This is a genomic window from Neobacillus drentensis, from assembly GCF_036962125.1.
Classification (GTDB): Bacteria; Bacillota; Bacilli; order Bacillales; family Cytobacillaceae; genus Neobacillus; species Neobacillus drentensis_B.
In genome coordinates this window covers 138,606-157,389 of record NZ_JBALOA010000018.1, presented here as the reverse complement: position 1 = coordinate 157,389, position 18,784 = coordinate 138,606, and the positions used below count along the sequence as shown (strand labels likewise).

At 40.0% G+C, this 18,784-nt stretch carries 19 protein-coding genes and 1 riboswitch; of the genes, 12 read left to right on the top strand and 7 right to left on the bottom strand.

The genetic code is table 11. The features are described 5' to 3' along the window. Positions 1 to 96: 96 nt before the first annotated feature. A riboswitch (Lysine riboswitch) is annotated at positions 97 to 276 on the bottom strand. 96 nt (positions 277 to 372) lie between these two features. From V7121_RS17020 to V7121_RS17005, 4 genes are all read right to left on the bottom strand, one after another. Next, entirely contained in the window at positions 373 to 567 is a 195-nt protein-coding gene (locus tag V7121_RS17020) for a hypothetical protein (RefSeq protein WP_335494096.1), read from the bottom strand. Between the two features lie 93 nt (positions 568 to 660). Then, a complete protein-coding gene (locus V7121_RS17015; RefSeq protein ID WP_335494098.1) occupies positions 661 to 1,875 on the bottom strand; it encodes an MFS transporter in 1,215 nt (404 codons plus the stop codon). A 13-nt stretch (positions 1,876 to 1,888) separates the two neighbouring features. Further along, positions 1,889 to 2,308, bottom strand: a complete 420-nt coding sequence (locus tag V7121_RS17010) for a MarR family winged helix-turn-helix transcriptional regulator (RefSeq protein WP_335494343.1) — start codon at positions 2,306 to 2,308, stop codon at positions 1,889 to 1,891. Positions 2,309 to 2,800: 492 nt separating this feature from the next. Further along, complete coding sequence (locus V7121_RS17005; protein WP_335494100.1) at positions 2,801 to 3,553, bottom strand: class I SAM-dependent methyltransferase; 753 nt, start codon at positions 3,551 to 3,553, stop codon at positions 2,801 to 2,803. Positions 3,554 to 3,781: 228 nt separating this feature from the next. Here V7121_RS17005 and V7121_RS17000 point away from each other — a divergent pair, with 228 nt between their 5' ends. The 11 genes from V7121_RS17000 to V7121_RS16950 all read left to right on the top strand — a co-directional run bounded on the left by V7121_RS17000 (position 3,782) and on the right by V7121_RS16950 (position 13,312). Further along, positions 3,782 to 4,216 carry a MarR family winged helix-turn-helix transcriptional regulator gene (locus V7121_RS17000; protein WP_335494102.1) on the top strand — a complete coding sequence of 145 codons (435 nt, stop codon included), beginning with the start codon at positions 3,782 to 3,784 and terminating at the stop codon, positions 4,214 to 4,216. Between the two features lie 208 nt (positions 4,217 to 4,424). Continuing rightward, positions 4,425 to 4,949: an NAD(P)H-dependent oxidoreductase gene (locus V7121_RS16995; RefSeq protein ID WP_335494103.1), complete on the top strand. Its 525-nt coding sequence runs from the start codon at positions 4,425 to 4,427 to the stop codon at positions 4,947 to 4,949. Positions 4,950 to 5,441: 492 nt separating this feature from the next. Continuing rightward, positions 5,442 to 6,407 (top strand): quinone oxidoreductase family protein, encoded by a 966-nt coding sequence (locus V7121_RS16990; RefSeq protein WP_335494105.1) that lies wholly within the window; start codon positions 5,442 to 5,444, stop codon positions 6,405 to 6,407. Between the two features lie 216 nt (positions 6,408 to 6,623). Beyond that, positions 6,624 to 7,391 (top strand): sugar phosphate isomerase/epimerase family protein, encoded by a 768-nt coding sequence (locus V7121_RS16985; protein ID WP_335494107.1) that lies wholly within the window; start codon positions 6,624 to 6,626, stop codon positions 7,389 to 7,391. Next, positions 7,379 to 8,338 carry a sugar kinase gene (locus V7121_RS16980; RefSeq protein ID WP_335494109.1) on the top strand — a complete coding sequence of 320 codons (960 nt, stop codon included), beginning with the start codon at positions 7,379 to 7,381 and terminating at the stop codon, positions 8,336 to 8,338. Before V7121_RS16985 ends, V7121_RS16980 begins: the two co-directional genes overlap by 13 nt. Position 8,339: 1 nt before the next feature. Continuing rightward, positions 8,340 to 9,623, top strand: a complete 1,284-nt coding sequence (locus V7121_RS16975) for an MFS transporter (RefSeq protein WP_335547255.1) — start codon at positions 8,340 to 8,342, stop codon at positions 9,621 to 9,623. A gap of 69 nt (positions 9,624 to 9,692) precedes the next feature. Continuing rightward, complete coding sequence (locus V7121_RS16970) at positions 9,693 to 10,325, top strand: bifunctional 4-hydroxy-2-oxoglutarate aldolase/2-dehydro-3-deoxy-phosphogluconate aldolase (protein WP_335494113.1); 633 nt, start codon at positions 9,693 to 9,695, stop codon at positions 10,323 to 10,325. Between the two features lie 181 nt (positions 10,326 to 10,506). Then, positions 10,507 to 11,484, top strand: a complete 978-nt coding sequence (locus tag V7121_RS16965) for a LacI family DNA-binding transcriptional regulator (protein ID WP_335494115.1) — start codon at positions 10,507 to 10,509, stop codon at positions 11,482 to 11,484. A 143-nt stretch (positions 11,485 to 11,627) separates the two neighbouring features. Next, a complete protein-coding gene (hxlA, locus tag V7121_RS16960) occupies positions 11,628 to 12,260 on the top strand; it encodes a 3-hexulose-6-phosphate synthase (protein WP_335547253.1) in 633 nt (210 codons plus the stop codon). A gap of 3 nt (positions 12,261 to 12,263) precedes the next feature. Further along, positions 12,264 to 12,812, top strand: coding sequence for a 6-phospho-3-hexuloisomerase (gene hxlB, locus V7121_RS16955; protein WP_335494119.1), 549 nt, complete (start codon positions 12,264 to 12,266; stop codon positions 12,810 to 12,812). Between the two features lie 161 nt (positions 12,813 to 12,973). Then, positions 12,974 to 13,312 carry a zinc ribbon domain-containing protein YjdM gene (locus V7121_RS16950; protein ID WP_335494121.1) on the top strand — a complete coding sequence of 113 codons (339 nt, stop codon included), beginning with the start codon at positions 12,974 to 12,976 and terminating at the stop codon, positions 13,310 to 13,312. An 81-nt stretch (positions 13,313 to 13,393) separates the two neighbouring features. On the opposite strand, the gene ilvA is transcribed toward V7121_RS16950, so the two are convergent. The 3 genes from ilvA to V7121_RS16935 form a co-directional block, all read right to left on the bottom strand. Beyond that, on the bottom strand, positions 13,394 to 14,566 hold the full coding sequence (gene ilvA / locus V7121_RS16945; protein WP_335494344.1) for a threonine ammonia-lyase: 1,173 nt from the start codon (positions 14,564 to 14,566) through the stop codon (positions 13,394 to 13,396). A gap of 166 nt (positions 14,567 to 14,732) precedes the next feature. Then, positions 14,733 to 16,769: a Na+/H+ antiporter gene (locus V7121_RS16940; protein WP_335494123.1), complete on the bottom strand. Its 2,037-nt coding sequence runs from the start codon at positions 16,767 to 16,769 to the stop codon at positions 14,733 to 14,735. A 225-nt stretch (positions 16,770 to 16,994) separates the two neighbouring features. Continuing rightward, positions 16,995 to 18,077 carry a branched-chain amino acid aminotransferase gene (locus V7121_RS16935; RefSeq protein ID WP_335494125.1) on the bottom strand — a complete coding sequence of 361 codons (1,083 nt, stop codon included), beginning with the start codon at positions 18,075 to 18,077 and terminating at the stop codon, positions 16,995 to 16,997. 227 nt (positions 18,078 to 18,304) lie between these two features. Between V7121_RS16935 and V7121_RS16930 the strand changes: the two genes are divergently transcribed. After that, positions 18,305 to 18,742, top strand: a complete 438-nt coding sequence (locus V7121_RS16930; RefSeq protein ID WP_335494127.1) for an SRPBCC family protein — start codon at positions 18,305 to 18,307, stop codon at positions 18,740 to 18,742. Positions 18,743 to 18,784 lie beyond the last annotated feature (42 nt).

The following is an 18,784-nucleotide window of genomic DNA, read 5'->3' as shown; positions in this document are numbered from 1 at the left end:
AAATTTAGAGGGGGTAGGCCATTCATGAATCAACGCAAAAAAGCAACAGCGAGGGTTCGCTGTTGCAGTAGAAACGTAATAAAAATAAGTTCCCGTGCGTAAGATAGCCCTCCATATAGTTACCTATATGACAGTTCTGTATTTCTTCAATAGCAGAACCAGCTTCATGTCAATGAGATTCATGGAAGCTTCGGCAAATTCCCCTTTCCACAGTCATCAATGGATCTCATTATCCTCCGTTTGTGTACTGATGGTTTTTGCGCCTCTATCCTCACTTCATAATAGTGAAGTAAGAAAATATATAATTGTTGTAAATATATCAGAATATTTCATTTCGTTCAAGGGGATATAGAACTATATTTACAACCAGCACTAAATTTTCATTGCTTCTAATCTTTGCTTTTCCTTTTCTACTTCCAATGCCGAGACGATATAGGCAAACCCGTTCATAACTAAATAAATAACATTAGATTGAACTTTTTCCTTTTCTCCTAAATAAGTATTTAAGATAATACTAAAAGAAAAGAAGACAACAAACGATAAGGCTATTTTATTAAAAATTACCATACCTAACGACCCCTTTAATTAGGATTCTTATGATAATCATATTTGCCAAAAATCAGTTTTATGCGTGCCTTCGATAGGGTGCCGTGCTTCCAATTAATTAGGATTAGCTGTTGGTTGAGTCCTCAATGATCTTACCGCATTTTCTTTCTTACCATGTAAAAAGTAATAAAGGACAATAGCGGCAAGCGAGACAATGCCTAAGATGACGTACAGGGTCCGATAGCCTGTTAATGGAATGATGAAGCCAAGCAAATAGGGACCGAATCCAAGACCTGCATCCAGAAAAATAAAAAAGGTCGAGGTTGCTAATCCCATCCGGTGGGGAGCAGTCAGTTTAACTGCGATTGCTTGGGTACTTGACTGCATGTTTCCAAAGCCGAGGCCAATTAATACGCCTGCTAATAATAAGGTTATGCTGATTGATGCGGTACTTAAAAGAAACAGGCCAGCTGCTAAAGTGATAAAGGCTGGATACATGATATAGTTTGACCCTTTTAAATCCATTAACCGACCTGTGATTGGACGTGATAACAATACGGCAATTGAATAGACGAGAAAGAAGAAACTTGCAGCACTAACTAAATCAATTTCAATCGCGTAGAAGTTAATAAATGAAAGGACACTGGAATAGCAAAACGCTACAACTAGCGTAATCACAGCGATTGGCAGTGCCTTTGGTTCAATATAGTTGAAAAGCTTAAATCCTTTTGCTTCGGATGGTTTTCCTTTTAATTCTAAAGCAGGTACATCTACGAAGAAAGCGGTGAGCAAGCTAATTACCCCTAATACAAGTGAAAAAGCAAAAATCATTTGGAAACTGGTATGCTGAGTCATGTAAAGTCCGATAAATGGCCCAATCGCGGTAGCTAAGGTCGCACTCATGCTGAAGTAACCGATGCCTTCCGCTTTACGAGAAGCCGGAATAATCTGGGCGACGATGGTTCCTGTTGCTGTCCCGACCATTCCCGCTGCAATACCATGAAGAAAGCGAGTAATCAGCAGGAATGTAATCCCAGAATTCACAAAGTATAAAAGGAGCGTCAAAATAAAACAAACGGTCCCAATGATTAATGTTTTCTTTCTGCCTATCGACTCAATAAATCGGCCAATCAACAATCGGCCAATTAACGACCCGACAATAAAAATCCCTGTTACCAGTCCAGCTTGGCTTGTTGAGGCATGATATTCATCAACGGCATAAACACCGATGATGACGATTAATAAATAAAAGACTAAAGTGATGAAAAAATTGACTCCGGATACAATAATGAAATCCTTGCTCCAAAGTTTTGCGCTATGTTGATTCATGTGGTTAAACCCCTTAGTTAATAATATTATTGCGAATTTCTCCCATCATACGAATCGCCGCAAGCTGTTCCTGCTCGGAGATTCCTTTTAAAATATCTGATTCAAATTGATCAATGGTTACTCGGACATCCAAATATACTTTTCTCCCAAGCTCTGTTAGTTGGATCCGTTTCTCACGTTTATCCTTGCTGGGGACTTGCTCGACGTATCCAAGTTCTTCCAAGCGGTTAATGGTCCTGGTTACTGTAGGCTTCTCTACATATAGATAATGAGAAAGGTCTACAAGTGTGGCCGCACCATGGTTAAATAAGTAGTATAAAATGGACCATTGCGCTCTATGCAGTTGATGCTCGGCAAGATGGATATTAAGTTTATTCTCAAATGGCCGGTACAATCTTAGTAATTGATGAAAAAATTTTTGAGAAGTTTTTATGTGAATCACCTCTTAATAAATAGTTATCTAGAGTAATAATTACCTTAGGTAACTATAGTAGTGTACCAGATGTCATCATAAAATTCCAATCACTGAAATTTTTTGAACTCGATAGAAAACTAATCAAACGTTTGATTAAAAGGGGTTGAGTCCTTGGTATATATGACTTTTGTTTGAGGTTGGATGAAACCTCTGGAAAACTAACCAAACGTTTGATTAAATAGGGCTGAAGCCTTAGTATATATGAATTTTCAAAGGTTGGATGATATTTCTAAAAAACTAATCAAACGTTTAATTAAATGGGGATGGGACCGTGGTATATATGTGTTTTGAGAGGTTAGATATTATTTTTTGCTAAAAACTAATCAAACGTTTGATTAAAAAGTAAGTGTTTTTTATTGAAAAAAACTAATCAAACGTTTGATTAGAGAGGGATGAAGGCTTGGAATGTTCCCTTTTCTAGTGGTCTAGACCTTATATAAACGAAGACCTTTACTGGTTTCGATACAAATACAATCCAAACCCTAGCGTATCTCTCCCCCAAGTCAAATAAGTCCGGCGCCATGTTCGAATCCGCTCCAGCATAGCACCACAATCTGGGTCATTTGGATTCAGAAGACAATAATTCTCAATAGACATAGAATACAACCATTCATACTCATCCCACTCATCATCGTTGGCAACATAAGACCAAAGCGGGATTAGTCCTAATTCTTCACCAGTCTTTACTGTGTCTGCATGGCTTTTACATTCCGATTCGTCTGCTCCTCCAAGCGCCTCTAAATAGGCAGGACTAGGAGTCTGCTTCCAATAGCCTTCACCAATCAGAATATAGCCGTTTTTCTTTACGAGACGTTTTAAGGTCTTTAAGGTGGGTTCAAGCCCGTCCAATGCATGAGTAGAACCGATACAAACTCCTAAATCATATCCAGCTTCCTCACATTTTTCCACCGCCAAGGCGGCATCATCCACAATAAACTCAATACTGCCGTCAGGGATTCTATTGCTTGCCTTTCGCTTTGCTTCGTCGATCGCACCGTCATATAATTCGATTGCGGTAGCAGATACTTGGAAATTCTCCACTAATCTTATCAACAGTTCACATTTTCCTGCACCAATATCTATTACCTTTTCTGAAGGTTTAGGTGAGATCATTTCAAGCATCTTCATAATTTTTGCTTCGCTAATTGGATTACTAAATGAATGGTTTTGATGGGCTATTGCTGAGAATTTATTTCTATCCATATTACAACTGCTCCTTTTTACTCTTTTTGAATCAACATTTTACCGAACCTCAATTAAACTTTGTGGAAAATTTTTATTATAGCTTCGCCAGCACCGTTTATAATATATATACCATATCTAATTTAGACAAGAAATCCGAAATTAGGAACTCACCATACTTATTTTAGTTGACTCAGATGATTATTCATGTTAATTTGTATATGCAAATGAAAATGAGGATTGATAAGAATGAATGAAGAGGAACAAGTATTAATTCATTGTTTATATTTTACTGCCAGCCGCTTTGCTCGTAACATTACAAAGTTAGCTGAAAATACCTTTGATTTCGAGGACCTTGCTCCATCATATTTTTACATGATCATGACTGTGAAATTCCATCCAGAAATCACCCAAAAAGAACTATGCCATAAATTATCCATCGCGCCTTCCACGAGTACGAGGTTTATTGACAAACTCGAAAAACTTAAGCTGGTAACGAGAAAAATGGATGGCAAACAAACTCATATTTCTTTAACAGATGAGGGAGAAAAAGTATACCACCAGTTCCGTACATCATTAAAAGAATTGTTTACGGGCTACTCAGAAATTTTAGGTCGAGAATTTAGTATTGATTTAAGCAAAATGCTTCATGAAGCGAGCAATAAGCTAGAAAAAGAACTGTAATTTTTTTACCCTTTCATTTGCATATACAAATATAGGTTTAACTAAATGAAAAAATAGTAGAAGTTATATTGGAGAAAGTAATATTTTTTTAACTTTTCATTTGTATGTACAAATGAAAACAGGATTTATTGATGGAATGAAAAGCTATAGGCTAGATAAATCTAGAGTATTAGCCATGGAAAGTTAAAATTCAAAAGGAGACTAAAACATGAAAACATTAGTTATTGTCGCACATCCAAACTTAAAGCACTCAGTCATAAACAAAATGTGGGTGGATCGATTATATGAAGAAAAAGATATTACTGTGCATGAATTATATAAAGCCTATCCCGATGGAAAAATTGACGTAGCGGTTGAACAGCAACAATTGCTAAACCACGATAGAATTGTCTTTCAGTTTCCATTCTACTGGTACAGCAGCCCGTCATTACTAAAGGAGTGGCAGGATGTGGTCCTTACTTACGGATGGGCGTACGGCTCGGAGGGAACTAAATTACGTGGAAAAGAGTTTATGCTGGCGATTTCTACGGGCGGGCCAGAAGCGGCATATCAAGCTGGCGGCTATAATCACTACAGCATGAGTGAATTAACAAAGCCATTCCAAGCAACAGCCAACCTGACAGGAATGCGCTTCCTGCCAACCTTTACCGCACAAGGAGTCCGATTTCTATCTAACGAGCGAGTTCGTGAAAGCGCAGAGAATTTAGTAGAACGCCTAAAAGCTTCATATTAATTGGTTTTAAGGATCTGTTGATTTCTTCAATCGGAATATTTGGATTGACGCGTGCAGGTTGATACAGGTCAATATAATCGATACCTAATGTGGGCCAAGGAGTTATTTACTACTTGCGGACGGCCTTCTACGCCATTCCACGACTTAGTTGCAATCCATAGGGTAATTCTGTTTAATAAGAACGTAATCAAAAATAAAGGCTTTGTTATTTTTCATTGTTGATTTCTGTATAGGTATGAGAACTCATAAGCGGAGAATTTCCGGCTATGTAATAAAGGAAGTGTAAGAAGCGAAAATAAGCGGAGAGATTCCGGTTAACCGCTCGACGTAAGACAAAATCCAATGATTTCGATCATATAAGCGAAAAAACTCCGCCTGTTTTTAAGGAAATATGGGTGTTTCCCAATTTAAACGGAATTCTTCCGTCTATTTTTCAAACACATTGAAATCAGCAATCAGATATAACAGAGCTAGTTAAATGGGGTTATCGATATGAAAGCACTCGTGTTTAATACATTCGGAGGGCCAGAGGTCCTTGAGTATACCGAAATTATGGATCCTGTGATCGGTCCAGATGAAATCCTACTTAAAATGAAAGCAATTGGTTTAAATTTTGCCGATATATATAGAAGAAAAGGAAACTATCATCTCGCCGGTGAACCACCCTATATCTTAGGCTATGAAGGAGCAGGAATCGTTGCAAAGGTAGGAACAAATGTGCAGGGCATCAGCATTGGCGACCGGATTGCCTTTGCGGATGTACCATATGCTAACGCTGAGTTAGTAGCCGTTCCAGTGGAAAAAGCAATTCCATTGCCTGAAGCCATTTCATTTGCTGAAGGGGCTTCTGTGCTGTTACAAGGATTGACGGCTCATTATTTAACAAAAGATAGTTTTTCCGTGAAAAAGAATGATACGGTGCTTATCCATGCAGCAGCCGGTGGAGTCGGTCAGCTCCTCGTACAAATTGTAAAATTATTAGGCGGGACGGCAATTGGGTTAACTTCTTCGACGGAAAAAGCAGCTGCCGCACAAGCGGTGGGAGCAGATAAAGTTTTCTTGTACAAGGATGACTGGAAGAGCCAAGTCCTAGAGGCGACGAATGGCAAAGGCGTTGATGTGGTTTATGAATCAGTAGGGTCAACACTCCAAGACAGCTTTGCAGTCACTCGAACAGGTGGAACGGTTGTTTTTTACGGGATGTCAGGTGGAGACCCTGCTTTGGTTGACCCAAGAATGTTAATGGATACCTCCAAAACCTTGACGGGTGGGGACCTATGGAATGTCCTTACTTCCCGTGAAGAGCGAATTGCTCGCTCGAATGAGCTGTTTAAGTGGATGGAGGAAGGGAAAGTTACGCTATCCGCACCAACGGTCTTCCCGTTGCAAAAGGGCCAAGAAGCACACCGATATTTAGAAAGCCGGAAGAGCACAGGGAAAATCTTATTAATTCCATAATTGAATGACAAGATATTCAATCACGAAACTATGTTCTGGATTTTAACAGCCTCCACAATGGTGGGGGCTGTTTCTATTTAACTTAACAATTAATTCCATTACAAAAAATCAAAAACTTTCTCTTGCAAGAGCGCTTACATTGGGTTTATAATATGAATAAATCGATTTACTAAATCGGTTTACTAAAACGATTTACTATAAAAAGGGGTCCTTGTTATGAAACAAGTGATTGTCCCGTTAAATGCTTTTGATAAAACAGAAGTATTAACGAAGGGACAAACTTCATTTATTAAGCTCATTGCTGAATCCGGTGCTTTTGGAATCGAGATTCGCCGTGAATTACTGACGGAACAAGATCCGCCACTAGATAGCATTAGAAAAGAAATTGATCAATATCAGCTATTTACCGTTTACTCCGCGCCGATTGAATTATGGAGAGCCAATCACCAGTTAAATGTTGAAGAATTAACTGAAATTTTTCATGAGGGAAAACAGCTTGGGGCAAAGTGGATTAAAGTTTCACTAGGGCATTTTCTTAAGGATTCATCTGAACTAAAAGATCTCCTTACATTTTTGAAGCAGCAGCAAGGCATTCAATTGTTTGTTGAAAACGACCAAACATTGCATGGTGGGAATGTTCATCAATTAATAGCCTTTTTTGAAAGCGCATCCGAGCAGGATATACCAGTGAAAATGACCTTCGATGCGGGGAACTGGTATTACTCCAACCAGGATGTCGATGAAGCATTCAGTAAACTGGCACCATTTGTTCATTATCTTCATTTAAAGCAAGTAGAAAATGATAATGGTGAACTGCTAACTGTTCCACTTCAAAAAGATGGGCGTCACAGCTGGGAGAAGGTTATGAATAGTTTTCCATCTGACATGGTAAAGGCACTTGAGTTCCCGATTGAACCAAAAGAGAAAACAAGTGAGTACATTCAGATGATAACGGAAAGTGAGGCAGTAACATGCAACAATTAGATACAATTACGTTTGGTGAAGCAATGGCCATGTTTATGGCCAATCAGCCGGGTTCACTGCATGAGGTAAGCCAATTTACCCGCGAACTAGCTGGAGCAGAGACAAATGTTGCCATTGGACTTGCCAGACTTGGCTTGCGCTCTGGATGGGCAAGTAAGGTTGGAAACGATGCGTTTGGAAAATTTGTTATCAATCGGATTAAAAATGAAAACGTTGACATCAACCACGTGTTAATTGATAAAAATTATCCAACAGGATTTCAATTAAAATCGATGGTGTTAGAAGGTGACCCAGAGGTTCAATATTTCCGCAAAGGGTCGGCAGCAAGCCATCTATGTAAAGAAGATTTCAATGAAGCCTATTTTCTAAGTGCAAAGCACTTGCATATGACAGGTATTCCTCTAGCACTCTCGAACAGTGCAAGAGCCTTTGCTAAATACGCATTATCCTTTATGAAAAAGAATGGCAAGAAGGTTTCCTTTGACCCGAATTTAAGGCCAACTCTTTGGGCATCACAAGAGGAAATGGTAAATGAAATTAATAACGTCGCCTTTCAAGCAGATTACGTATTACCAGGAATCGCTGAAGGTGAAATCTTAACTGGTTCAAAGGATCCGCGTGAGATTGCTTCCTTTTACTTAGAAAAAGGTGTCGAGCTTGTGGTTATTAAGCTTGGGGCTGAGGGAGCTTTTTATAAAACAGCAACTGAAGAAGGTATCGTACGAGGATTTCATGTGGAAAAGGTGGTGGATACCGTTGGTGCAGGTGATGGTTTTGCGGTTGGGGTGATCAGTGGATTACTCGAGGGTCTTCACGTTCGTGAGGCGGTATTAAGAGGCAATGCGATAGGTTCGTTAGCCGTTCAATCACCTGGTGACAATGACGGCTATCCAACCAAAGCAGAGTTAGAAAAATATATAGAAAATCAATTAGAGGGAGTGAAATAACATGAAACAAACAATTGCAAAACAACGATGGTTACGTCTTATTCCAATTGCTTTTATCACTTACAGCCTTGCCTACCTTGACCGGGCCAACTATGGATTTGGTGCAGCTTCCGGTTTAGCGGAGGATCTTCACATTACAGCGGGGACCTCATCATTACTTGGTTCATTATTCTTCTTAGGATATTTCTTTTTCCAAGTGCCAGGTGCGGCATTTGCTGAGAAAAAGAGTGCCAAGGTTCTTATTTTCTGGTCATTGATTGCATGGGGATTATTAGCATCTTTTACAGGTATGATTACAAATATTAAATTGTTATTTGTGATTCGCTTTGCTCTAGGGGTCGTCGAAAGTGCCGTAATGCCTTCGATGCTAGTCCTTTTAAGTAACTGGTTTACGAAAGCAGAACGTTCTCGTGCCAATACGTTCTTAATTTTAGGTAACCCAGCAACCGTATTATGGATGTCGATTGTTTCTGGTTATTTAGTAAACTCTGTGGGCTGGAGATGGATGTTCATTGCTGAAGGTATTCCAGCTGTTATTTGGGCCTTTATTTGGTGGAAAATTGTCAACGACAAACCTAGAGATGCTAAATGGTTAACTGAACAAGAAAAGAATGATTTTGAACAACAATTACTAAAAGAACAAGAAGGTATTAAACCGGTTAAAAATTACGGCGAAGCCTTTAAATCAAAACCAGTTATTTTGTTAAGTGCGCAGTACTTCCTTTGGAGCATTGGTGTATATGGATTTGTTATGTGGCTTCCATCGATTATTAAAGCAGCGCCAAATATGGATATTGTAAAAACAGGCTGGTTATCATCTGTACCTTATATTTTAGCTATTATCCTAATGTTAGTTGCTTCTTATTTCTCTGATAAAACCTTGAATCGAAACGCCTTTGTATGGCCATTTCTACTAATTGGTGCAATCGCTTTCTATGCTTCTTATGCAATTGGAACAGAACATTTCTGGATCTCCTTTATCTTACTCGTAATTGCAGGTGGTGCGATGTATGCACCATATGGACCATTCTTTGCAATTATTCCAGAAATACTGCCACGTAACGTAGCAGGTGGCGCGATGGCTCTTATTAACAGTATGGGTGCGTTAGGCTCCTTTGTCGGTGCCTATATCGTCGGCTATTTGAATGATTCTACTGGTGGATTTGGTGCATCATATATTTTCATGGCAGGCTCGCTATTCCTTTCCGCGATTTTAACAATCTTAGCGGTAAAAGCGGCAAAAAAAGATAAAAGCAAGCCAGTAAATGTAAAAATGACTGCTTAACACTATTAACAGCTTTGGAATTTTTCCAAGGCTGTTACTAATTTAAAGTAAAGAAAGGAAGTTTTATAAATGGGAGTAGAAGAAATCAAAAAGCGTGCAGTTGTCGCGGTTATTCGCGGTGCAAAACTGGACACGATCATTCCGATGGCCCATGCCTTAAAAGAAGGCGGAGTCACAGCTCTTGAAATTACCTTGGAAACACCAAAAGCACTAGCCATAATTGAAAAAGCTGCCGATGTGTTTGGTGATGAGATTTTTGTTGGTGCAGGAACCGTATTAGATGCGGAGACAGCGCGTGCAGCCATTTTGTCAGGTGCAAAGTTTGTTTTTTCACCGACAGTAAGAAAAGAAACAATCGAGATGACGAAACGATATGGAGTAATTAGTGTTCCAGGTGCATTTACAGCAACGGAAATCCTAACTGCCTATGAGTACGGTGCCGATGTAATTAAAGTGTTTCCAGCCGGAAGTGTAGGACCAGGATATTTTAAAAATATCGCTGGTCCACTGCCACATGTTCCGTTAATGCCAACAGGCGGCATTGATATGGAAAATGCAAAGGATTATATCCGTGTAGGGGCTGTGGCTGTTGGTGTTGGAAGTTCGTTAGTGGACCCGAAAAAAGCTTTAACGGAGGATTATTTACGGCAAATAACCCTGAATGCAAGAAAGTTAATGGAAGAAGTCCAATCAGCACGATAAGCGTAGAGAGGGAGGATAGCCACTTTGTGGAGAGTACTTGTTATTACGGGAACTCTGTTGCAAAGTTGGTTATCCTCCTTTGGTTTACAGGGAATTATCCTCTATTCGAACATTACTGGAAAATTAGTATTTAAGGCGCTAAAATGAAGACATTGGAATAAGAGGAAGAGGGAAGATAGGCATGGAAAAAGTAACAATGGCCGATGTTGCCAAAGCGGCAGGTGTATCGAAAAGTACAGTTTCTCAATATTTAAATAATCGGTTTGAATATATGGGGGAAAAAACGAAGCTTAAAATTCAAGAAGCCATTGAAGAACTCGGCTATCAGCCAAATTTTATCGCAAGAAGTTTAAAACAAAAGCGTACCTCGATGGTTGGTATCATTGTTGCGAATATTACTCATTATTTTTCGACGGAAATCAGCCGGGCGATTGAGGATTTCTGCCATACGCATGACCTGCACGCCATTGTCTGTAATGCAGATGATGATCCTGAAAAAGAGAAGAAATATATTGAGATGTTAAGAGCTAAACAGGTTGACGGGTTGATTATTTTTCCAACAGGACAAAATAATGATTTATATGAAAGTATGGTTCGGCAGGGCTACCCTGTTGTGTTTGTTGATAGAAGAGTAGAAAACCTAGAGGTATTTTCAGTGATAACGGATAATGCCGAGTCCACTTACAAGGCCGTACAGCATTTCATTGAACAAGGTCACCAGAATATTGCCTTTGTCGTTCAGCCGTTAAAGGTTAGTACCCGCATCGATCGATTGGCAGGATATAAAAAAGCATTAGTAGATGCTGGATTAGAAGTTAATCCAAATCTGATTATTGAAGCAAGCATTTCCGATATGAAAAGCGAATTGGAGCGGCTCTTTTCGTTAGAGGGGAAACCAACTGCCCTGTTTGCTGCCAATGATCGTGTATTTTTAGAGGTGGGGGAATTTTTAAAAGAAAAGGGAATTAAGCTGGATAACGAGCTTGAGTTGGCTGTGTTTGATAATATCCCATTTGCCCACCTGCTTGATGCACCGATTTCTTTTATTACTCAGCCTGCAACAGAAATGGGAAAAAAGGCTGCCGAGCTGCTATTTGGACAAATTAATAAAGAAAACAATCCTCCTGAAGTGTTTGTTTTTCCAAGTGAAATTTTGTGATTGGAAGCATTAGTGCCTGACACCACCGACCCGGTTCAGGCACATTTTGCACATTGAAAAACGCTTTCAAATGGAGTATAATCAATTCATAAACCGATTTAGTAAACCGATTTATCTACACCTTATGAAAAGGAGTTCGGATTATGAAAATACAACTTGCTTTGGATCGTATGGAAATAGCTGAAGCGATTGAAATGACTAGACAAGTAGAGGAATCCATTGATTGGATTGAAGTGGGAACCTCATTAATTAAGGAATTTGGTGTATCAAGTATCAAAGAAATAAGACAAGCGTTTCCCAATAAACAAATTGTCGCAGATATAAAAACGATTGATAATGCCCGTTATGAATTTGACCTATGTTTTGAATCAGGGGCTGATGTGGCAACCGTTATGGGAGTATCTCCCCTTGTTACAATCGACACTTGCATGGAAGTGGCCAATCGTTATCAAAAAAAGGTCATGATTGACCTGTTAAATACCTCAGATGAACAAAAACGAGAATTACGGAAGTACAAAGATGCCATTTTTTGCGAGCACGTAAGTAAGGACCAGCAAGAGGAATTAGGCAGTCAAAATCAAGGGATAAGCGAAAGTGCTTTTTCAGGGTTTCAAATAGCAGCAGCAGGTGGAATCAAGTTGGATTCGATTCAAGAGCTGGCGCAATCATTAAACCCCGCGGTTGTGATTATTGGCTCTGCCATTACCAAAGCGAATCATCCATCCAAGGCTGCGGCCCAATTTAAACAACTGATTAACCAAATGGGGGGAAAATAGACGATGTTAGTTATGCCTACGATATTAAAAGAAGTGGAAACAGTCCTGAGCCAAGTGGACGAAGGGCAGTTACAAGAGTTAGCGGTGCAATTACAAAAGGCAAATCGGATTTTTGTGATTGGAGAAGGACGTTCCGGTTTAATGGCAAAGTCATTTGCAATGCGCTTAATGCATTTGGGTGCTACGGTGTTTGTTGTCGGGGAAACGATCACTCCGTCCATCGCAGAAGGGGACCTTTTAGTCGCTATTTCAGGCTCAGGGACAACGAAGAACGTGGTATGGACCGCTGAAAAAACAAAGTCACTTGGTTGTTCGGTCATGGCCATCACCACGAATCCCGAATCACCGTTAGCGGCGGCAGCAACGCAGATCTTTCACGTACCTGCAGCGACCAAATATCGCCGTGAAAATGAGTTAAAAACAATTCAGCCGCTTGGTTCACTATTTGATCAATGTGCCCATATTATCTTCGATACCTTATGCCTACTGTTCAGCAAATTGAATGAAGTAGATCATAACCTAGCTTTCGGAAATCATAGCAACTTAGAATAAGAATGGTGTCAGGCACCTTTTTTTTCCAAATTATAAAATAATAAAGGCTTCAACCAAGTTGATGGTGTGGCTTGTTATGAATATATTTTGAAGAAATAAAACCAGCATAGACTTGTATCCCTAGGATGTATTAGAATAACAGGATGAATGGAGGAATTTCAATGTCTAATTTGCCAAATTGCCCGAAATGTAATTCTGAATACACCTATGAGGACGGAAGTCTTTTTGTTTGTCCAGAATGTGCCCATGAATGGAGTTTAGAAACAGAAGCAGAACAGGACGAGCAAAATGTTGTGAAAGATTCCAATGGAAATGTCTTAAACGATGGAGACTCTATTACTGTTATCAAGGACTTGAAAGTAAAAGGAAGCTCTTCGGTCTTGAAAGCAGGTACTAAAGTTAAAAACATCCGTTTAGTAGATGGCGACCATAATATTGATTGCAAAATTGACGGTTTTGGCGCGATGAGTTTAAAATCTGAATTTGTAAAAAAGTTATAATAAATAGAGCTAGGTAGACGCCTAGCTCTAACTTTTCACAGAATAGGGCACGTAGAGCCATCCTACGTTACCATTCCACCTTTAGCAATGTCCCATTTCTACATGGTAGTTTTTTTCGGTAAGAACTTTATGCAATTGTTCTATATGCTCATGGTTTTTAGTCTCTACTGAAATTTCAATTAGGGCATACCCAGGATAGATATCCTTGCCAATCCGGTGAAGATTAACGGATTGGACGTTGGCATCTAATTCGGTGATCGAACTTAATACTCTTTGAAGTTCTCCCGGTTTGTCTTTCAGAGTAATCGTGAAATTCGCGTACCTGCCAGACTCCACTAAGCCTCGTTCGATAATCCTTGAAATAAAATTCATATCGACGTTCCCGCCGCTTAACACAGCTACTACTTTTTTCTCTTTGATATTCAATTTTTCATAAAGTAAGGAAGCAAGTGAGACGGCACCAGATCCCTCTACTAACAGTTTATTTCTTTCCAATAACATAAGCATGGTTCGGGCGATTTCCATTTCATCTACACAAAAGACATCGTCCACATATTTTTGGACAACTTCAAAGGGTCTAAGCCCGGGCTTCTTAACGGCAATCCCGTCTGCCATGGTAGGCGTGGAGTCAACCATTACCGGTTTATTTTCAAATAAGGACTGCTTCATACTCGGGCAGGCTAGTGCCTGGACACCGTAGACAGCAATATGAGGATTTTTTTCCTTTACAGCCATTGACACCCCTGCGATAAGTCCTCCGCCGCCTATTGGGCAAATTACTGCTTCCACGTCTGGAAGTTGATCAAGGATTTCTAAGCCAACCGTTCCTTGCCCTGTCATCACTTCTTCGTCGTCAAAAGCATGGACAAACGTGGCATCCATTTTCTCTTTCAGTTCTAAGGCATAGGCAAGAGCATCATCAAAGACGGCTCCTTCTAAAACCACCTCGGCCCCGTATTGTTTCGTAGCAAGAATTTTACTCAGTGGAGCCCCTTTCGGCATCACAATCGTGCAAGGAATACCTAGCATTTGACTTGAATAGGCGACACCTTGAGCATGGTTTCCAGCTGAGGCAGCAATTACTCCCTTTTTCAGTTCTTCCTCTGATAATGATTGAAGCTTATTGTAAGACCCCCTCACTTTAAAGGAGCCTGTTTTTTGCAGGTTTTCTAGCTTTAGATAGACCTCATTATGTGCAAGCTGACTGAATGTTTTCGAGTAATCTAGGGGAGTGGTATGGACAATGCCCTTCATTTTGTCGCGTGCTATGATAATATCATCGATGTTCAAGTTCTTTTCCTCCTCCGTCCAACATGTATTTGTTTTTAGGATGTGACTTTCGAAAATAAACTATGTCAAAAACGCCTAATTTTAGAAAAACGGTGCCATCAATTACTTCCTCTGAGTTCCGCCCATGTTACTAATGTGAATGCAAACTGCTTTCTTCCATCCAGTAGGCTTCTCGAATATTAATCTGTTTGCGGATTTTTCGGATGACATCTGAAGTGATTTCACCTTCTTCGTATAAATTCTGAATCTCATCCCGTTCTGCCTGGAAGGCCTTAACGCGCAGTTCTCTTTGCAATTGGCTGTAATGTCTAGAATCTCCTCCTTTTCTAGCCAGTTTAAACTTCGTGATCATTTCGCTATATTCTCCGATAATGCTTAAATAGACATGTTCATTTTCAGGTGTCATTTGACTATTCAAATACTTAATGGCTGCTTTAGCCATATTCACTTTTAACTGGATGATTCTCTTCGCGTGTGCCTGTTGGTTTTTAAGTCGTTCCTGCCTCTTCGGAACAAAAAGCTGTAAAAGCCTAAAGAAACTTCTTTTAGCCAAAGTCCATATAAATAGTCTTCGAAAGTGAATCCGATTGGTAACAGCGAGCCGCATGCGATGAATATGTTCATCAGACATATAAATGGTTTCGCGGTCAATTTGTCCCCCATTTTTCAACTTTTCTATGTAGTTTGCCTCGGCATCGAGGGCCTTCATCCGAATTTCAGTTTCTAATATTTTTAATCGCTCGGAATTCACGTCATTATTAACTGTGTTCAGTCGATTACGAATTTGATTATAAGATGTGATTAGCGAGACCGCCGCGCCACGATTTTCATCATTCATTAATTCGCGTATTGACAGGATCGCAGCATCAATCGTCCGCAGTAAGGCACCTCGTTCCATTTCTTCCCTTAGTTCATTCGTATTTCCTTTTTCCGGCTTCGCAAGCAGCGGTAAGAATACGCTTGCCGCGATAAGAGTTACTAAAATAACGCCAGCAGCAATAAAAATAATTAAGGAACGCTGTGGAAAGGGACCCCCATCGGCCAGAACATAGGGAATCGTAAAGGCTCCGGTTAGTGTAACAGCCCCCCTGACACCGGAAATTGTAAGGATGCCAATTGCCCTCATCGAAGGCATTTCGATTTGTTTCCTGAGCCAGCCCCACTGCCAGGCAGCACCGATCCATAAAAATCGAAGGACGAGCAGGGCGGCAGATAGGATGAAAATGTACTTGCTCACTACCCAATTATTAAACAGCGGGTCTTTGAAAATTTCACTGATTACATTTGGGATCTGTAAGCCTAAAAGTAAAAAGACTAACCCATTCAAAATATAGATAAGTACCGTCCATGTACTTTGGGAAACGACTTGCAATTGCATCGCTGGAGATTGGTCACGTTCCCGATAAATGGTATGAACCATGCCAGCCGCTACTACCGATAAAATACCAGATAGATGAAGATGCTCCACTATATAAAAGATCACAAACGGGGTGAGAAGTTGAATCAGCATGTGGATTGTCACATCTTCCATCCCGAGCCGGCGAATAAAAATTTTCAGTTGAATGATTAGGATAGATAGAATGGTTCCACCTACTAAACCGCCGATTGAAATCAATAAGAAACTCCCGCTTGCCTGAGTCAATGAAAATACACCCGTTACTGTTGCGGCCACCGCGAATTTAAAGGCGACCAATCCGGAGGCATCGTTCATAAGGCCTTCTCCTTCTAGGATATGCATAATCGTTTGTGGTATTTTCACTCTGCTCGAAATGGCACTCACAGCGACCACATCGGTAGGGGAAAGAATCGCTGCCAATGCAAAGGCTGCAGGCAATGGAATCGACGGAATCAGCCAATAGATTAAGTATCCAATCGCAAATACGGTTACAAACACTAAACCGAGAGCTAGCAAGAGGATCGGTTTTCGTAGTTTCCATAACACATGCCTAGACACATTTTTTCCATCATGAAAAAGTAATGGGGCAATAAATAATACAAAAAACAATTCCGGCTCCATCGGGATATGAATGCCAAAAGGCAGCGATACAAGCAATATCCCCAGCGCAATTTGAACCAGCGGCACGGGGACGTACGGCAAAAAATGATGGATGAAACTAGATATTCCGATGACAGTAAGTAATAAAAGGGTAAGTAGAAAAAAATCCATGACACGTCTCCTCTCTTACGTATTTTGTGTAACAAAGATATTTTTCAACACATGAAATCGTTCTAACCTTGTTTAAACGGCTCCGCACAATTGGTGCAACTGAAGACTAATGCCCGTCGAGGTCCAAAAATCGGTGCAACGGTAACTAGAGGAGGCGACTAATGCCCGCCGAGATTTATAATTCAGTAAATAACAAAAAACCGGGCGATTTTGCCCGGTTCTCTTTTACACTTCAACTTGTGCAACTTTTAATGTCCAGTGGAATGGATCCTCTTTTTTACCAAGTTGGATACCAGTCATCTCATCATAGATGCGCTGAGAGAGTTCGCCGATTTTTCGGTCATTGATGACAATTGCTCGGTCATTCCAATTTAATTCGCCGACAGGGGAAATAACGGCTGCCGTTCCTGCCCCAAAGACCTCTTCAAGTTCTCCTCGTTCATGGGCAGCAAAAACTTCTTCAATCGAAATCCTCTCTTCATGAACAGGGATGTTCCAATATTTTAAAAGCTCGATGACTGAATCACGGGTAACGCCAGGTAAAATACTGCCATTTAATCTTGGTGTAACAACCTCTCCGTTAATTTTGAAGAAAATATTCATACTGCCGACTTCTTCAACATATTTATTTTCTTTTGCATCGAGCCAGAGGATTTGCGCAAAACCATTTTCTTCTGCTTTCTCTTGTGCCTTCAGACTGGCTGCATAATTTCCGGCAGTCTTTACATGACCGACCCCGCCAATTACTGCACGGACATAGTGCTCTTCGACATATATTTTCACAGGGCTTAATTGGTCGCCATAGTATGCTCCAGATGGTGAAAGGATGACAAGCAATTTATATTGCTTTGCAGGCCGAACTCCTAGATATGGTTCGGTTGAGAAAATAAATGGACGGATGTAAAGGGAAGTCCCTTCACCATTAGGAATCCAGTCTTTTTCCGTTAAAATTAATTGCTTAATGGCCCCTAATAAAAATTCCTCGTCAATTTGGGGAATGCACAGCCGTTCGCATGAATCATTCAAGCGTTTCATGTTTTTTTCGGGACGGAAAAGCTGAATCGTGCCATCCGCTGCTTTATATGCTTTCATTCCCTCGAAGATTGCCTGTCCATAATGAAAAACCATCGCAGACGGTTCAAGTGTTAATGGTTCATACGGAGTAATTCGCGGGTCATACCAGCCAAGTTCATGATGATAATCCATCACAAACATGTAATCGCTGAAATACTTTCCAAACCCAAGTGCATTAAAATCAGGCTTTTCCTTTAAAACTTCTCTTTGAATAAATCCAATTTCTTGTTTCATGGTTACACCCCTTGTCCATTCTTCTAAAGTAGGCTATGCTTTCAGGAAAACTTAAATTACTGAATCACCATATTATCCAAATAGGATGACAAATTGAAATTAACTGTATTATCTAACTATACCACTTAAATAGTACTGACTTCCATTCTCTATTAACATAATTATTTCAAAAAAGGATTAAACTAGGTAGGGTAAATCATACCTAAAGTCAGACGGGGGGCAAACAAGTGGTAGATGTTTATACAGAAATAATAATTGACCGTCCAGTTAAGCTGGTTTCAAACTATGCCGCCAATCCTGATAATGCCCCTGATTGGTATGTAAATATTCAATCAGCCGAATGGAAGACTGAAAAGCCATTAAAATTGGGGTCAAGAGTTGCATTTAATGCACAATTTCTTGGAAAAGAACTTGCATATATCTATGAAATTACCGAGTTTATTCCAGAAAAAAGGTTAGTTATGAAAACCGCGCAGGGTCCTTTTCCAATGGAGACCATCTATACTTGGGAAGAGTTAACGAAGAACCGAACAAGAATGACGTTAAGAAACAAAGGAAATCCTAGCGGTTTCTCAAAAATATTTGCCCCAATTATGGCCCCGATGATGAAGCGTGCAAATAGGAAAGATTTAAAAAAAGTGAAAGATATTCTGGAATCCAAATGACAACCGGATCCAATAAAAAAACGCCACATAGGGCGTCAAAAT

Coding starts and splice junctions, on each gene's coding strand:
- V7121_RS16965 (WP_335494115.1), top strand. CDS start 10,507: ATGGAAAAAGTAACAATGGCCGATGTTGCCAAAGCGGCAGGTGTATCG.
- V7121_RS16995 (WP_335494103.1), top strand. CDS start 4,425: ATGAAAACATTAGTTATTGTCGCACATCCAAACTTAAAGCACTCAGTC.
- V7121_RS16935 (WP_335494125.1), bottom strand. CDS start 18,077: ATGAAACAAGAAATTGGATTTATTCAAAGAGAAGTTTTAAAGGAAAAG.
- V7121_RS17000 (WP_335494102.1), top strand. CDS start 3,782: ATGAATGAAGAGGAACAAGTATTAATTCATTGTTTATATTTTACTGCC.
- V7121_RS16940 (WP_335494123.1), bottom strand. CDS start 16,769: ATGGATTTTTTTCTACTTACCCTTTTATTACTTACTGTCATCGGAATA.
- V7121_RS16980 (WP_335494109.1), top strand. CDS start 7,379: ATGCAACAATTAGATACAATTACGTTTGGTGAAGCAATGGCCATGTTT.
- V7121_RS17020 (WP_335494096.1), bottom strand. CDS start 567: ATGGTAATTTTTAATAAAATAGCCTTATCGTTTGTTGTCTTCTTTTCT.
- V7121_RS17015 (WP_335494098.1), bottom strand. CDS start 1,875: ATGAATCAACATAGCGCAAAACTTTGGAGCAAGGATTTCATTATTGTA.
- V7121_RS16990 (WP_335494105.1), top strand. CDS start 5,442: ATGAAAGCACTCGTGTTTAATACATTCGGAGGGCCAGAGGTCCTTGAG.
- ilvA (WP_335494344.1), bottom strand. CDS start 14,566: ATGAAGGGCATTGTCCATACCACTCCCCTAGATTACTCGAAAACATTC.
- hxlA (WP_335547253.1), top strand. CDS start 11,628: ATGAAAATACAACTTGCTTTGGATCGTATGGAAATAGCTGAAGCGATT.
- V7121_RS16975 (WP_335547255.1), top strand. CDS start 8,340: ATGAAACAAACAATTGCAAAACAACGATGGTTACGTCTTATTCCAATT.
- V7121_RS16985 (WP_335494107.1), top strand. CDS start 6,624: ATGAAACAAGTGATTGTCCCGTTAAATGCTTTTGATAAAACAGAAGTA.
- hxlB (WP_335494119.1), top strand. CDS start 12,264: ATGTTAGTTATGCCTACGATATTAAAAGAAGTGGAAACAGTCCTGAGC.
- V7121_RS16970 (WP_335494113.1), top strand. CDS start 9,693: ATGGGAGTAGAAGAAATCAAAAAGCGTGCAGTTGTCGCGGTTATTCGC.
- V7121_RS16950 (WP_335494121.1), top strand. CDS start 12,974: ATGTCTAATTTGCCAAATTGCCCGAAATGTAATTCTGAATACACCTAT.
- V7121_RS17005 (WP_335494100.1), bottom strand. CDS start 3,553: ATGGATAGAAATAAATTCTCAGCAATAGCCCATCAAAACCATTCATTT.